The organism is Variovorax sp. J2L1-78, assembly GCF_030317205.1.
In the GTDB taxonomy this organism is placed as follows: Bacteria; Pseudomonadota; Gammaproteobacteria; order Burkholderiales; family Burkholderiaceae_C; genus Variovorax; species Variovorax arabinosiphilus.
Genome location: NZ_JASZYB010000004.1, coordinates 21032 through 34345, shown reverse-complemented (window position 1 = coordinate 34345; position 13314 = coordinate 21032). Strand labels below are relative to the sequence as shown.

Annotated in this window: 14 protein-coding genes; 5 read left to right on the top strand and 9 right to left on the bottom strand. The window is 67.1% G+C overall.

Going from position 1 to position 13314, the window contains the following annotated elements; translation table 11 throughout:
- Window positions 1-777 (bottom strand): AraC family transcriptional regulator, encoded by a 777-nt coding sequence (locus tag QTH86_RS22820; RefSeq protein ID WP_286648455.1) that lies wholly within the window; start codon window positions 775-777, stop codon window positions 1-3.
- Between the two features lie 93 nt (window positions 778-870).
- Here QTH86_RS22820 and QTH86_RS22815 point away from each other — a divergent pair, with 93 nt between their 5' ends.
- Window positions 871-1572, top strand: coding sequence for an MSMEG_1061 family FMN-dependent PPOX-type flavoprotein (locus QTH86_RS22815; RefSeq protein ID WP_286648454.1), 702 nt, complete (start codon window positions 871-873; stop codon window positions 1570-1572).
- A 33-nt stretch (window positions 1573-1605) separates the two neighbouring features.
- On the opposite strand, the gene QTH86_RS22810 is transcribed toward QTH86_RS22815, so the two are convergent.
- Window positions 1606-2349, bottom strand: a complete 744-nt coding sequence (locus tag QTH86_RS22810; protein ID WP_286648453.1) for an SDR family oxidoreductase — start codon at window positions 2347-2349, stop codon at window positions 1606-1608.
- A 64-nt stretch (window positions 2350-2413) separates the two neighbouring features.
- On the opposite strand from QTH86_RS22810, the gene QTH86_RS22805 reads away from it, so the two are divergent.
- A complete protein-coding gene (locus tag QTH86_RS22805) occupies window positions 2414-3451 on the top strand; it encodes a GlxA family transcriptional regulator (protein WP_444814047.1) in 1038 nt (345 codons plus the stop codon).
- On the opposite strand, the gene QTH86_RS22800 is transcribed toward QTH86_RS22805, so the two are convergent.
- Both QTH86_RS22800 and QTH86_RS22795 read right to left on the bottom strand, forming a co-directional pair.
- Window positions 3430-5211 carry a cytochrome c biogenesis protein DipZ gene (locus QTH86_RS22800; RefSeq protein WP_286648451.1) on the bottom strand — a complete coding sequence of 594 codons (1782 nt, stop codon included), beginning with the start codon at window positions 5209-5211 and terminating at the stop codon, window positions 3430-3432. The two genes, QTH86_RS22805 and QTH86_RS22800, sit on opposite strands and share 22 nt — an antisense overlap.
- A 36-nt stretch (window positions 5212-5247) precedes the next feature.
- Window positions 5248-6600, bottom strand: coding sequence for an ATP-binding protein (locus QTH86_RS22795; protein WP_286648450.1), 1353 nt, complete (start codon window positions 6598-6600; stop codon window positions 5248-5250).
- Between the two features lie 230 nt (window positions 6601-6830).
- Between QTH86_RS22795 and QTH86_RS22790 the strand changes: the two genes are divergently transcribed.
- From QTH86_RS22790 to QTH86_RS22780, 3 genes are all read left to right on the top strand, one after another.
- On the top strand, window positions 6831-7850 hold the full coding sequence (locus tag QTH86_RS22790) for an alpha/beta fold hydrolase (protein WP_286648449.1): 1020 nt from the start codon (window positions 6831-6833) through the stop codon (window positions 7848-7850).
- 53 nt (window positions 7851-7903) lie between these two features.
- On the top strand, window positions 7904-8329 hold the full coding sequence (locus tag QTH86_RS22785; RefSeq protein ID WP_286648448.1) for an organic hydroperoxide resistance protein: 426 nt from the start codon (window positions 7904-7906) through the stop codon (window positions 8327-8329).
- 72 nt (window positions 8330-8401) lie between these two features.
- On the top strand, window positions 8402-9145 hold the full coding sequence (locus QTH86_RS22780) for a response regulator (RefSeq protein ID WP_286648447.1): 744 nt from the start codon (window positions 8402-8404) through the stop codon (window positions 9143-9145).
- 92 nt (window positions 9146-9237) lie between these two features.
- Here QTH86_RS22780 and QTH86_RS22775 read toward each other — a convergent pair whose 3' ends face one another.
- The 5 genes from QTH86_RS22775 to QTH86_RS22755 form a co-directional block, all read right to left on the bottom strand.
- Window positions 9238-9828, bottom strand: coding sequence for a thioredoxin family protein (locus QTH86_RS22775; RefSeq protein WP_286648446.1), 591 nt, complete (start codon window positions 9826-9828; stop codon window positions 9238-9240).
- Window positions 9829-9985: 157 nt separating this feature from the next.
- Window positions 9986-10354 carry a hydroxyisourate hydrolase gene (locus tag QTH86_RS22770; protein WP_286648445.1) on the bottom strand — a complete coding sequence of 123 codons (369 nt, stop codon included), beginning with the start codon at window positions 10352-10354 and terminating at the stop codon, window positions 9986-9988.
- Between the two features lie 56 nt (window positions 10355-10410).
- Window positions 10411-11331, bottom strand: a complete 921-nt coding sequence (locus tag QTH86_RS22765) for a restriction endonuclease (protein WP_286648444.1) — start codon at window positions 11329-11331, stop codon at window positions 10411-10413.
- A gap of 363 nt (window positions 11332-11694) precedes the next feature.
- Window positions 11695-12306, bottom strand: coding sequence for a 2'-5' RNA ligase family protein (locus tag QTH86_RS22760; protein ID WP_286649424.1), 612 nt, complete (start codon window positions 12304-12306; stop codon window positions 11695-11697).
- A 5-nt stretch (window positions 12307-12311) separates the two neighbouring features.
- Window positions 12312-13298 (bottom strand): hypothetical protein, encoded by a 987-nt coding sequence (locus QTH86_RS22755; protein WP_286648443.1) that lies wholly within the window; start codon window positions 13296-13298, stop codon window positions 12312-12314.
- Window positions 13299-13314 lie beyond the last annotated feature (16 nt).

Here is a 13314-nt window from a genome sequence, read left to right as displayed (position 1 = left end):
TCACAGCCGCTGGCGGTAGCTCGCCGGCGTCTCGCCGAAGGTGCGCCGGAACAGTGCGATGAAGGCGCTGGCCGTGGCATAGCCGAGGTCGAGCGCCACGGCGGTGACGGAGGCGCCGGCCGCCAGCATCTCCAACGACCGCATCAGGCGAGCACGCTGCCGCCACGCGGTGAAGTTGAACCCGGTCTCTTCGACGAAGCGCCGGCTCAGGGTGCGCGAACTGATGGCCGCCCAGGCGGCCCAGCTTTCCAGGTCGCGCGTGTCGGCCGGGTCGGCGATCAGCGCCCGCGCGATCCGCAGCAGGCGTGGGTCGCGCGGCAAGGGCAGGCCGAAGCTCTCCACCGGCAGGCTGCGGATCTCGTCGAGGATCACCGCCGCCACGTGCGCACTGCGGGCGTCCAGCGGCCCCATGGGCCAGGTGCTCGCGCGCAGTACGGCCTCGCGCAGCAGGCCGGACGTGCGGATCGTGCAGGGCTGCTTCGGCAGGTCGTCGCAGGCACGCTCCGCGACATAGGCGGCCCAGCCGCGAAAAGGGCCGTGCGAACGGCCCGAATGCAGGTGGTGCGGCGGCAGCCACACCGCGTGGATCGACGGCACCACCCAGACGCCGCTCTCCAGGCCCACCGACAGCAACCCGGCGTGCGAGCCGAAGAGCTGGCCGCGCGCATGGTGGTGCGGCTCGGACGAGAGTTCCTCGTCCTGACTCCCCGTCGCGACGAACACGACCGGGCCATCGGCAGCATTGACGAGGGTCGGATCGAGGGTCAGGTCAGTCATGGCGGCGATGAGCTATCGGATGGCCGATCCAGTCTACAGCCGCCACGACGATCGCCTCTATCCTGCCCCGCAACCCTCCAAGGAGCGCATCGCATGCACGCACAGGACGTCCGCCCGGACGACATCGACAGCAACCCGCCATCCAGCGCCATCGCCCAGGGCTCGGCACCGCAGGCCGCGCCGGACCTGGACGCGCTCTACGCGCCCCCGGCCGAGCGCATCCAGAAGGCCGTGCTCGACCGCCTCATCGACATCCACGAGGCGTACCTGAAGGCCGCCACCTTCTTCTGTCTGGCGACCGGCAGCACGGACGGGCTGGACGCCTCGCCGCGCGGCGGCCCGCCGGGCTTCGTCCATGTGCTGGATGCACACACCGTCGCCTTCGCCGACTGGCCGGGCAACAACCGCATCGAGTCGCTACGCAACCTCGTGCGCGACGAGCGGCTCGGCATGGTGTTCCTGTTCCCGGGGCAGGAGATCTTCCTGCGGATCAACGGTCGCGGCCGGATCTCCACCGCGCCCGAACTGCTGGCCCAGCTGAGCGAAGGGGAACGCATCCCCAAGGCCGCGACCGTCGTGGCGATCGATCAGGTGCTGCTCCACTGCGGCAAGGCCATCAACCGCGCCAAGCTGTGGGACGACAGTTCGCGCATCGAACGCGGCACGCTGCCGACCGTCGGTCAGATGCTGGCCGCGTTCGCCAAGCTCGAGAACGCCGAGGCCGAGGCCGACGACGCGAGCATCGCGCAGATCGATGCGCACTACGCCCACGCTGTTCGCCACGACCTGTACTGACCACCGCGTCGAGCGGCCGTCGCGTCGGCGACCCTATCGTGCGGCCAGCCAGGCGTCGAAGCCGATGGTGCCCAGGCGCGGGTGGTCGCCCGGCGTGAGCGAGCGGTCGTCGAGTTCCACGCCGAAGTAGGGCGCCTTCGCATCGGCGACGACGGTGCGCGGGTCGCCCGTGGCCTTCAGGTAGCGCGCGACCAGCGCGGCCAGGCCGACACGTTCGGGCCCGGCGATCTCGACCGTGCCGTTGACCGGCGCGCCGAGCGCGACGTCGGCCATGGCGGCGGCCACGTCGTCCGAGGCGATGGGCTGCACCAGCGCGGGCGACAGGCGCACCGTCTGGCCTTCGGTGCCCGACTGCGCGATGCCGCCGAGGAATTCGAGGAACTGCGTGGCATGGACGATGGTGTACGGCACGCGCGCCGCCTGGATGAGCTTTTCCTGGGCCAGCTTGGCGCGGAAGTAGCCGCTGCCCTGCAGCCGCTCGGTGCCGACCACCGACAGCGCCACGTGGTGCCGCACGCCGGCCGCGGCCTCGGCGGCGAGCAGGTTGCGGCCCGAGGTCTCGAAGAAGTCCATCACCGCCTTGTCCTCGAAGGAGGGCGAGTTGGCGACGTCGACCACCACCTCTGCGCCCTGGAGCGCATCGGCCAGGCCTTCGCCGGTGAGGGTGTTGACACCCGTGTTGGGCGACGCGGCGACGGCCTCGTGGCCGCGCGCGATCAGCTGCTTGACCAGCTTGCTGCCGATGAGGCCGGTGCCTCCGATGACGACGATCTTCATGGTGTGCCTTTCGATGTTTGCGGGTTGGATGCGTCCATCGTAGGATCGGAAGGCAAAGGCTGAAATGACTGATACCCCTGAATTACTGCCAAGGCGCCGAGGCGCCCGACGCGTTCTCTTCGTCGCCTTTCCCGACGTGGGTCTGCTCGACCTCACCGGCGCGCAGACCGTGTTCTGGGCCGCCACCAAGGCGATGGAGGCGCGCGGCCTGCCGGGCTACGAGCGCATCACCGCCAGCCTGGAAGGCGGCCTGATGCGCAGCGCCGAAGGGCTCGAGTTGATGACGGCGCCGTTGCGCGACTTCCGTCCGTCGTCGGTCGACACGCTCATCGTGCCGGGCTCGCCGCAGATGGACGCGGTGCTCGATCGTTCCGCGTCGCTGGTGGCCTGGCTGCGGCGCGCCTCGGGCCGCACCCGCCGCACGGCGTCGGTGTGCAGCGGCGCCTTCCTGCTGGCGGCGGCCGGCCTGCTCGACCACAAGCGCGCCACCACGCACTGGCTCATGTTCGACATGATGGGCCAGCGCTTCCCCGCGGTGCAGATCGACCGCGACGCCATCTTCGTGCAGCAGGGCGCGGTGTGGACCTCGGCCGGCGTCACCGCGGGCATCGATCTCGCGCTGGCGCTGGTGGAGGCCGACTGCGGGCACGACATCGCGATGGAGGTCGCGCGCGAACTCGTCGTCTTCCTCAAGCGGCCGGGCGGACAGTCGCAGTTCAGCGAACTGCTGCAGGCGCAGGCCGACGATGCCGACACCTTCGACGAACTCAACCTGTGGATCGCGGGCAACCTCGAGCGCCCGAACCTCACGGTCGAGTTCCTCGCCGAGAAGGCGCGCATGAGCCCGCGCAACTTCGCCCGGGTCTACAAGGAGAAGACCGGCCGCACGCCCGCCAAGGCGGTGGAGGTGTTCCGGCTCGAGGCGGCGCGCCGCCTGCTGGAAGACTCCGCGCGCAACGTGGACCAGATCGCCGGGCTGTGTGGCTTCGGCGACGAGGAGCGCATGCGCGTGACCTTCCAGCGCCACCTCGGGGTGGCGCCGCGCGACTACCGCAAGCGCTTTTCCACCGCCGCGCGCGGTCAGCCGAAGGTGAAGGCGTAGGCCTGCGCGCCGGCGTCGAGGAACTCGATCTCGAACAGGCGCGGCTTGCCGTTCTCGCGCTGGCGCACCAGCTGGTAGAGCTTCTGCGCATCGATGGTGCCATTGCCCTGGGCGTCGGTGTCGGCGCCGTGGTCGGTGCCCGGTGGCTGGCCATCGATCCGCACGCGAAAGCGCACGGGCTGGCCGTCGTCCGCCGGGCCCAGCACCAGGTGCAGGTCGCGTGCCTGGAAGCGGTAGGCGATGCGCCCCAGCGGGCGGGCGAGCACCGCCGCTTCCTTCTGCACCTTCCAGTCGCCACCGAGGGCCCATTCGTTCGTGCGCAGCGGCGATGCGGGCGCATAGGAGGTCACGCGGTCGGGCACGATACCGCCCGGCGCGGCAAAGCCGCTGGCGCGTTCGTAGCCGAGGTAGGTCTCGCCCGAGCGGGGCGGTGTCGCGCCCGGTGCCGCCTGCGTGCCTTCGCCCTCGGGCGCGGCGAGTGTGGACGGCACGGCGGTCTGTCCCGCCTCGGCCAGCAGGCGCTGGATCACGCGCTCCATCTGGTCGTAGTCGCCTTCCCCCGCCGTCCGATGGCGGACGCGCCCCTGTGCATCGATGAAGTAGAACGCTGGCCACGACTGGTTGCCGAAGGCGCGCCAGACGGCGAAGTCGCTGTCGAGCGCCACCGGGAAGCCGATGTGCAGGTCGCCGACGGCCTTTTCGACATTGGTCCTGCGCTTCTCGAAGGCGAACTCCGGCGAATGCACGCCCACCACCACGAGGCCGGCGTCCTTGTACTTCTCGGCCCAGGCGCGCAGGTAGGGCAGCGTGCGCAGGCAGTTGATGCAGGAGTAGGTCCAGAAGTCGATCAGCACCACCTTGCCGCGCAACGCGTCGGCGCCGAGGGGTGGCGAGTTGATCCAGCCGGTCGCGCCGGCCAGCGCCGACAACGGGCCGTCGGCGCGCGGGCTGCGCGCGGGCGAGGGCACCTGCGCCGCGACCTTCTGCATCGGGCTGTCGGGCTCGATCGCCGCGCTTGTCGGCTGCGCCGGGGACGGCGCGAGCCGGTCGACCAGTGCCTGTTCGAGCGTGCCGGTGGTGCCGATCGACAGACGCGACAACCATCCCGTGTCCAGTCCCAGCGCGATCGCGCCCACACCCAGCAGCACGGCCGCCCCGGCGACCTGCCGCACCCGCTCGCCGGTGCGCAGCGAGCCCTTCATGCGCTCGAACACGCGCCGGCCCAGCAGCAGGGCGGCGGCCAGCGAGGTGCAGGCGCCGGCGGTATAGGCGAGCAGCAGCAGCGAGGTGCCGACGCTCGCGCCGTTCAGCGCGGCGCCGGTCAGGATCAGCCCGAGGATCGGCCCGGCGCAGGGCGCCCACAGCAGCCCGGTGCCCACGCCCAGCAGCAGCGGCGACAGCCAGGAGGCCGAGGCGCCGGATGGGTTCGATGGCGATGCCGCCAGGCGCTCGCCCCAGGCCACCAGCGGCCGGCTCAGCCGGTCGGCCAGCGCCGGGAACAGCAGCGTGAGCCCGAACAGCGCGAGCAGGGCGATGGCGGCGGTGCGTCCGTACTCGTTGAACGTGACGACCCAGCCGCCCCCGACCGCCGCCAGTGTGGCGATGGCCGCGAAGGACAACGCCATGCCCGCCAGCATCGGCAGGCCATGCGCGCGGAAGGGGCGGTCGGCCCGTGCGAAGACGAAGGGCAGCACCGGCAGGATGCACGGGCTCAGGATGGTGAGCACGCCACCGAGGTAGGCGAGGGCGAGGATGAGCATGGTCGGAGTCTCCGGCGCTGGTCTCTGGGGTGGGTTTCAGGCGGATTGGCGGGGCAGCGTGAGCCGGGCTTCGAGCCCGCCTTCCGCGCGGTTCAGGAGCACGAGCTGGCCGCCCATCGCGACCGCGAGCTGATGCGCGATGGCCAGGCCCAGCCCGGTGCCGCCGGTGCTGCGGTTGCGCGAGCCCTCGACCCGGTAGAAGGGCTTGAGCACCGCCTCCAGTTCATCGGGCGGGATGCCCGGTCCGTCGTCGATCACCGCGACGACGAAGCGCTCGGCCGCATCGGCGCGCAGCTGCACCTGCACCTGGCTGCCGAAACTCAGCGCGTTGTCGACCAGGTTCGCCACGATGCGCCGCAGCGCGTTCGGCCGGCTCACCACGGGTGCGCCGAGCTGGCCTTCGAGCCGCACCGGCTGCCCGGTGTCCGCATAGTCGGCGACCAGGCTGCCGAGCAGCGCATCGGCATCGATGCGCGACGCCGGCTCGGTGGTGCCGTGCAGCGTGCGCGCATAGGTCACGCCCTCTTTCACCAGCACGCTCATCGCATCCAGGTCGTGGCGGAACTTGCGCTGCTCCGGCCCCTCGTCCATCAGGTCGGTGCGCAGCCGCATCCGGGTGAGGGGGGTCTGCAGGTCGTGCGAAATCGCCGCGAGGATCTCGACCCGCTCGGCCATGTAGCCGGCGATGCGCTGCTGCATCGCGTTGAAGGCGCGCGCCGCATGGGCGACTTCGGTCGGCCCCTGTTCGTCGAGGTGGCGGGCCTTCAGGTCGGGGCCCAGGTCGTCGGCGGCCGACGCCAGCTGCGCGAGCGGCCGCGTGACCAGCCGCACGGCCTGCCAGACGCACAGCGCCAGCACCAGCAGCTGCAGCGCGAGCAGCCACAGCACCCACGGCGACAGCGGCATGTCGGCACGCCGGGCCAGCACGACCACGGTCGAGCCGTCGCCAAGCCGCACCTCGATCTGCAGGCCCTCGGGCGGTTGCGCGACCTGGCCGACCTTGACGGTCTCGAAGGGCCGCAGCGCGTCGACGATCGCCTTCGCGAACGCCTGCGAGGCGGCGCTGTCGGGCGCCGTGCCGACGGCCTGGCCGTTGAGCACGAAGCGGTAGTTGCGCCGCTCCAGCCTCGCCAGCCAGCCTTCGCGTTCCGCGGCCGGCAGGCGGTCGAGGATGGCGATGGAGCTGGCGATGTCGCGCTCGATGCCGATCATCATCAGCTCGCGCATGGCCATGCCGCGTTCGTAGCGCACGGCCGCGAAGGTCAGCAACTGCGCGATGGCCAAGCCCACCACGATGATCAGCGTGACCCGCGCGAACAGCGAGCGCGGCAGCAGCCGTTGCCATGAGGCGGTGGGCAGGGGCGAAGAGGCGAGGGCGGGATCGGGCATGGCGCCGTTTATAGACCCCGCATCGCGTGGCCGCCGCGCCTGTGTATGGCAGTGTGTCCGGCGACCGCCCCGACACGGAACATTACCTGCCGGCTTCTCTTTGTATGCCTGTGTATCTGGCGCGTTCGACATACACGGGCATACAAGAAGCCGGTTTCCGAACACATCGCGAACACATGCGGTGCATCCAATGGCGGCTCCAACCAACCGCCAGAAAGACAGGAGCACGCATGTCCCACCCTTCCATCGACCTTCAACGACGCCTGCTGCTGGGCGGTGCCGTCGTCGGCCTCGCCGCTGCAGAGCTCGGGCTCATGGGCGTGGCGAATGCCGCGCCCCCGGCGCTGCCGCCGTTCGGCCCCTTGCGGCAGATCCGCGCGGGCGAACTCGACGTCGGCTATGTCGAGATGGGGCCGGCCGACGGCGTGCCGGTGCTGCTGATGCACGGCTTTCCGTACGACATCCACAGCTATGCCGAAGTGGCACCGCTGCTCGCGGCCCAGGGCTGCCGCGTCATCGTGCCGCACCTGCGCGGCCACGGCAGCACCCGCTTCCTCGACGGCGCCAACCCACGCTCGGCGCAGCAGGCCGCGGTGGCGCTCGACCAGATTGCATTGCTCGACGCGCTGAAGATCGACCGGGCGGTGATGGTCGGCTACGACTGGGGCGCGCGCACCGCCTGCATCCTCGCCGCGCTGTGGCCGGAACGCTGCCTCGGCCTGCTGTCGGTCAACGGCTACATCATGACCAACCGGCCGGGCAACCAGTTGCCGCTGCCGGCCAAGGCGGAGCATGGCTGGTGGTACCAGTACTACTTCGCGCTGGAGCGCGGCCGGCTTGGCCTGGAGGCGAACCGGCGCGACATCGCGCGCATCCTGTGGACCACGAACTCGCCGAAGTGGGCCTTCGACGACGCGACCTTCGCGCGCACCGCAGCGTCCTTCGACAACCCGGACTACGTCGCGATCGTCATCCACAACTACCGGTGGCGCCTTGGCCTGGCGGACGGCTTCCCGGCCTACGAGGCCTTGGAGAAGAAGCTGGCCGCCTTCCCGACCATCGGCGTGCCGACCCTCACGATGGACGGCGACTCCGACGGCGTGGTGCCCGCCACCGACGGCAGCGCCTATGCCGCGAAGTTCACCGGCCCGCGCACCCACCGCGTGGTGAAGGCCGGCCACAACGTGCCGCAGGAAGCCCCCCAGGTCTTCGCCGACGCGGTGATGACGCTGGTGCGCACCCGCGCCTGACGCGCCCTGATTCCATTCCCTTTCCCAGTCCGCAACCAACGAAGGAAGTCACCATGACCTTGAAGATCGAGAACCGGCTCTACACCGCCCACACCCATACCACCGGTGGCCGCGCCGGCGCCGGCAGATCCAGCGACGGCGCACTCGACGTGCAGCTCAGCCCGCCCGGCTCGGGCAAGCCCGGCACCAACCCCGAGCAATTGTTCGGCGTCGGCTATTCGGCCTGCTTCATGGGCGCCATCCAGCTGGCCGGCGGCCGGCTCGGCATCCGGGTGCCCGACGGCGTGGCGGTCGATGCCGAGGTCTCGCTGGGCAAGACCGCGGGCGACGCCGCCTACGCGCTGGCCGTGAAGCTCAGCGTCACGCTGCCCGGGCTGAGCGATGCGCAGAAGTGGCAGCTGGTCGAAGGCGCGCACCAGACCTGCCCGTACTCGAACGCGACCCGCGGCAACATCGAGGTCGAGTTCGCCGTCGCCTGACCGGCGCTTCCCACGCGCATGGCGGCCGGGCTACATTCCGGCTGCCATGCCGCCCACGCACGACTCCACGCCATGACCGCCCGAAGCTCCGACCATGTGCTCATCGTCGACGACGACCGCGAGATCCGCGAACTGCTCAGCACCTACTTGGTGAAGAACGGCCTGCGGGTGACCGGCGTGCCCACCGGCCGCCACATGCGGGCTGCGCTGGAGAGTTCGGGCCCCTTCGACCTGATCATCCTCGACCTGATGCTGCCGGGCGAAGACGGGCTCACGCTGTGCCGCGACCTGCGCGCGGGCAAGTACAAGGCCACGCCAATCCTCATGCTCACCGCGCGCAGCGAAGAGGCCGACCGCATCCTCGGCCTCGAGATGGGCGCCGACGATTACCTGGCCAAGCCCTTTGCCGCGCGCGAGCTGCTGGCGCGCATCCGCGCGGTGCTGCGCCGCACCCGCATGCTGCCGCCCAACATGCACGTCGCGGCCGAAGACGCGTCGACGCTGGCCTTCGGCGACTGGCAGGTCGACACCATCGCCCGCCACCTGATCGACGCCAGCGGCACGATGGTCGCGCTCAGCGGCGCCGAATACCGGTTGCTGCGCGTGTTCCTCGACCATCCGCAGCGGGTGCTCAGCCGCGACCAATTGCTGAGCATGACGCAGGGCCGTGACGCCGAGCTGTTCGAGCGTTCCATCGACCTCCTGGTCAGCCGGCTGCGCCAGCGGCTGCGCGACGACGCGCGCGAGCCGCGTTACATCAAGACGGTTCGCAGCGAGGGCTACGTCTTTTCGTCGGCGGTCGAAGCCCGCGCGTAGCGGTGCCGATGCATTCGCAGCCGACCGGGTTGCGGACCTCGTGCGAGAAACCGCCGGCCAGGAAGAGCAGGGCGAACCACAGGCTCTTCATCTCATGCGCCTTTCGACGTGGTGGCTGCCGGTGCCGTGTCGGCCGAGGCCGGCTCGGCCAGCAGGGCCTGGATCTTCTTCTCGGTTTCGCCGTAGCGGCCTTCGCCAAAGTGCGAATAGACGATCTTCCCCTGCTTGTCGATCAGGTAGATGGCCGGCCAGTACTGGTTGTTGAAGGCCTTCCAGGTGCCGTAGCTGTTGTCCTGCGCCACCGCATGCTGGATGTGCAGCCGCTCGATGGCCTCGCGCACATTCTTGGTCGACTTCTCGTAGGCGAACTCCGGCGTGTGCACGCCCACCACCACCAGGCCCTGGTCCTTGTAGCGGGCATGCCAGTCCTTCACCGCGGGCAGGTGGTTCAGGCAGTTGATGCAGGTGTAGGTCCAGAAGTCGACCAGCACCACCTTGCCGCGCAGCGCGTCGAGCCGCAGGGGCGGCGAGTTGAGCCAGGTGTCGATCTGCTGGAACTCCGGCGCGGCGCGGGCGCTGCCGGCCGGTACGTTGCCGCCGGTCGGCGGTGCGGCGAAGGTGAGTGCGGCGATGCACGCGGCCGTGGCCGCGGTGAGGGCGAGAACGCTGGTGCGGATGCGCATGGGGGGCCTCTGAAGGTGGTCGGTCGGGGTTGACCGGGCCATTGTTCGCCGCGCCACCGGGCTTCAGTGCCTCCTGCGTATCGCACTGTATGAAGGCCCCTGCTTCACACACTCTGTTTCGTCGGCGGGCCACCCACCGCCCGTGCTTCGGGCCTTGTCAGGCCGCGCCGCGGAAGCACGACAGCCCCCAGGGCGTGAGCTTGACCGGCAGGTGGTAGTGCTGCGAGAGGTCGGCGACGCCGAAGCGGAACACCTGCACGTCCATGAAGGCCGGCGCGGGCAGGGCCGTGCCGCGGGCGCGGTAGTAGTCGCCGACATGCAGGCGCAGTTCGTACACGCCGATGTCGAACAGCCGCTCGCGGCCCTCGATGCCCTCGACCACGCCGTTGCGGCCCACCTGGCCCGACACCACCGGGGTCCACGTTGGCGCGCTCGCAGCGCCGTCCTGGCGTGCGATGTCCACGCGCATGCCGGTGGCGACCACGCCGTTGGCGACGTCGACGATGTGGATGGACACGGCTTGCATGCGAGGGCTCCTGGGGTAATGGTTCGGCAAGGATAGCGGCCGTCAGCGCCTCGTTTTTAAACGGTGCTGCGCGCCTTCGGAATCGCCCGCCCGCGGCATGTCGGATAGTTGGCGCAGCCCCAGAACGGCCGCGCGAACTTGCCCGAGGTGCGCTCGACCATCTTGGTGCCGCAGCTGGCACAGGTGGGCCGCCAGTACTCGCCTTCGTAGGCCACGGCGAGCAGGGCGGCCTGCTGTTCCGGCGTGCGCTGGCCGATCAGCTTGAGCAACGCCGCGCCGTCCTGCACATGGATGCCGTTGTCGGCAGCGAAGGCCAGCGCGTCGGCGGTGAAGGTCGAACTCGTCACGAAGGTGCCATGCCGCAGCTTGTTCGCCGTCATCACGCCGAGGAATTCGCGCATCTCCTTCACGCCCACCGGCTTGCCCTGCCAGTGCTTGCACTGGACGATGCGCGGCTGGTCCATGTGCTGCGATTCCAGCCAGATGTCCACGCCGCCGTCCGCGCCGTGCGACTGGCTGCGCGTCGTGAGCCCCGCCTGCGCATAGAAGGCCTCGCACACGGCCTCGAAGCGTCGCCACTCTATATCGGCGAGCACGACCGGACTCCAGCTCGCTTGCTGCTTCACGCCGATCGGCGCCGGCGGCGCCACCGGCGCGGCCGGCGGCTTGCGCGCGGCCAGCTTCTTCGACAGCGGCGCGGTGCTCGGCATGACGGGCCGCTGTGGCTCGTCGGCGGGCGGCACCTGGTTCGAACGCTGGACGAAGAAGTTGAGCACCAGCATCACCGCACCCAGCATCAGCGCCACCCAGCCCGCCGGACGGAGCACCTGGCCGATGGTCGGGCCCAGCTGGCTGCGCATTATGTTGGGGATGACGGTGAGGAGCAGCACGCCGATGACCAGGGCGGCCAGGCCTTTGCCGGCGAGGCCGGCACGTGCTTTCGGAGGGGTGGCGTTGGTTCGGGTCGGGGTGGGCATAGGGGCTAAGGATGGTCGATGAGATAGCTTACGACCCCGTCTCAAGCGCTGGGCTTTTGTCGCACTCGAAGGACACACGGTCGGCGTCTAACGGCGGGGAGCGCCCGCATGAACGCCACCAATAGTTCGTGCCGCGCATGCAACAAACGGTCGAACGTAGCGCGCGGGAGCAAGACGCCGACTTGCCGTGCACCGTGATGTCTTCGGGGGTGGCTCCGCGTGACTTCACCAACTCGGACATGCGCGCTTTGGCGTCTTGTAATTCCGAGTTCGCATTTATTTTCCTGTGCTCTGAGAGGCTGCGCCTTATGTCAATGAGGCGTAAGGCATGCTCAGGCGTGTTAGGTGATCCGTATGCGCTCTCTACGCCTCGTCAAGGTCTAGTTGACGAGATTTATTATTTTTTAGATCCAAAATTAATTGTTGTGCCCGTATCTCTATGCCGGATTTCCATCTATAAGGGTTTGACAGGACGGAATTGGATTTTCGAGGGGATGAGCGGACTATTGTTCGCGTCGGCGATGAAAATAAATCGTCTTGCCAAGACTGATATGTGCTTAATGAGAACTCTCTGCAAAAAAGCTCAATTTGTTCGCGTTGTAGAAATCGGGCGACGGCGGCCGCATCCGAAGGGGAGCCTTCGAAAAGTGTAATGTGCGGATTGAATCCGAATCGAATTATCGGATAATCTCGTTTCCACCAGATTTTTCTAATCGCGCGGGAGTGGCTTTTTAGGAAAACGACGTGCTTGTCCGGGAATTCAAATATGCCGATTCCATGCAAAAGAACGCCTTCGCCCTCTATGATTTCCCAGATGTCGCCGAGCTTCTGATCAGGTGGCGGTACCTTGTACGGTCCCCGGATGGTGATGTGTATTGGCGAGCGTGATGTTCGCTGCAGTAGTGCGGAGCGGACACGAGTTAGCAGATCGACCGCTTGAATGTCTTTGATCTCGAGAAAAATTAATGTTGACACTTGGCTTAAATTAGGACGTAGCGTCTTAGGTCGCCATCGATTCGATGGCTGTCAAATGCCTCATGCAGAAAGCGGCCAAATCGATCTGCCAAGTCGGCATGCCGCTTTCTGAAGGTAGGGGTTGTTTCAAACTCAATGCTTCCGATCTCTTTAGCTTTGAGAAAAGATTCATACGTGCCTAGGGCATTTGAGAAACCCTTTTCGAGCGTTGGATCGTCTATTGCGTCCAGCGCATCTGCGAGTCTCTCGATAGGGGTTAAGTTGCAGAGATCTAAAAAGGCGGATGAGTCTGAAGCTCGGCCCGCAAGGAGGCTAAGAACCGTAGAGAAGATTGTTAATTTGCGAGAAAACTTTAGGTTCAGACTCTTCTTTAGCCACGGTCGTTCGGGTTCGTTTCTGTAAACTTCATAATTTAGACATAGCGTCCGCCAGTATCTTAATAGGTCGTTCATTAAAAAGAGTGGGCGAAAATTATCTCGACCCAACCCATCTCTGAAATAGTTTTCCACAACAAGGGCTGTGCCTCTTTGGTAAAGTTCCTCGTTTGTGACTGGCTGGCTCTCCAGTAGCAGTAGCATTCTCGCCGTAAACAGATTTTCACTGTCGTCTTGAGGCGATCCGGTCGCCTTAATCATGTCTTGCAACTCGTAAGTCTTTAGGAATCGTCCGTCGCCGCTAAACTTTGGATAATTAAGGTCCTCATTGATTCGTATGAGTGCGGAAAAAACTTCGTACTCCTCAAGTCGTGATACCGAAGATTTTCCGGAAGTGCGCCGCTCTTCCGAATCGCAAATCATGAAAACGTCAAAATCTGACTTTTCACCGGTTTCCAGTCTTCCAAGAGAGCCGGCTGCAAAAACGCTTAGTCGGTCATTCTGGAGTGCCTCGTAATTGTTTGCTTGACTCCTCAGTTCTCCGAGCTTTATTCGGCTTCGGTTCATGCGGTCTTGCAGCTTGTTATTGTCTTGAAGAATTTTTGAGAAGACCGCCATGAAGAGATCCTTAATA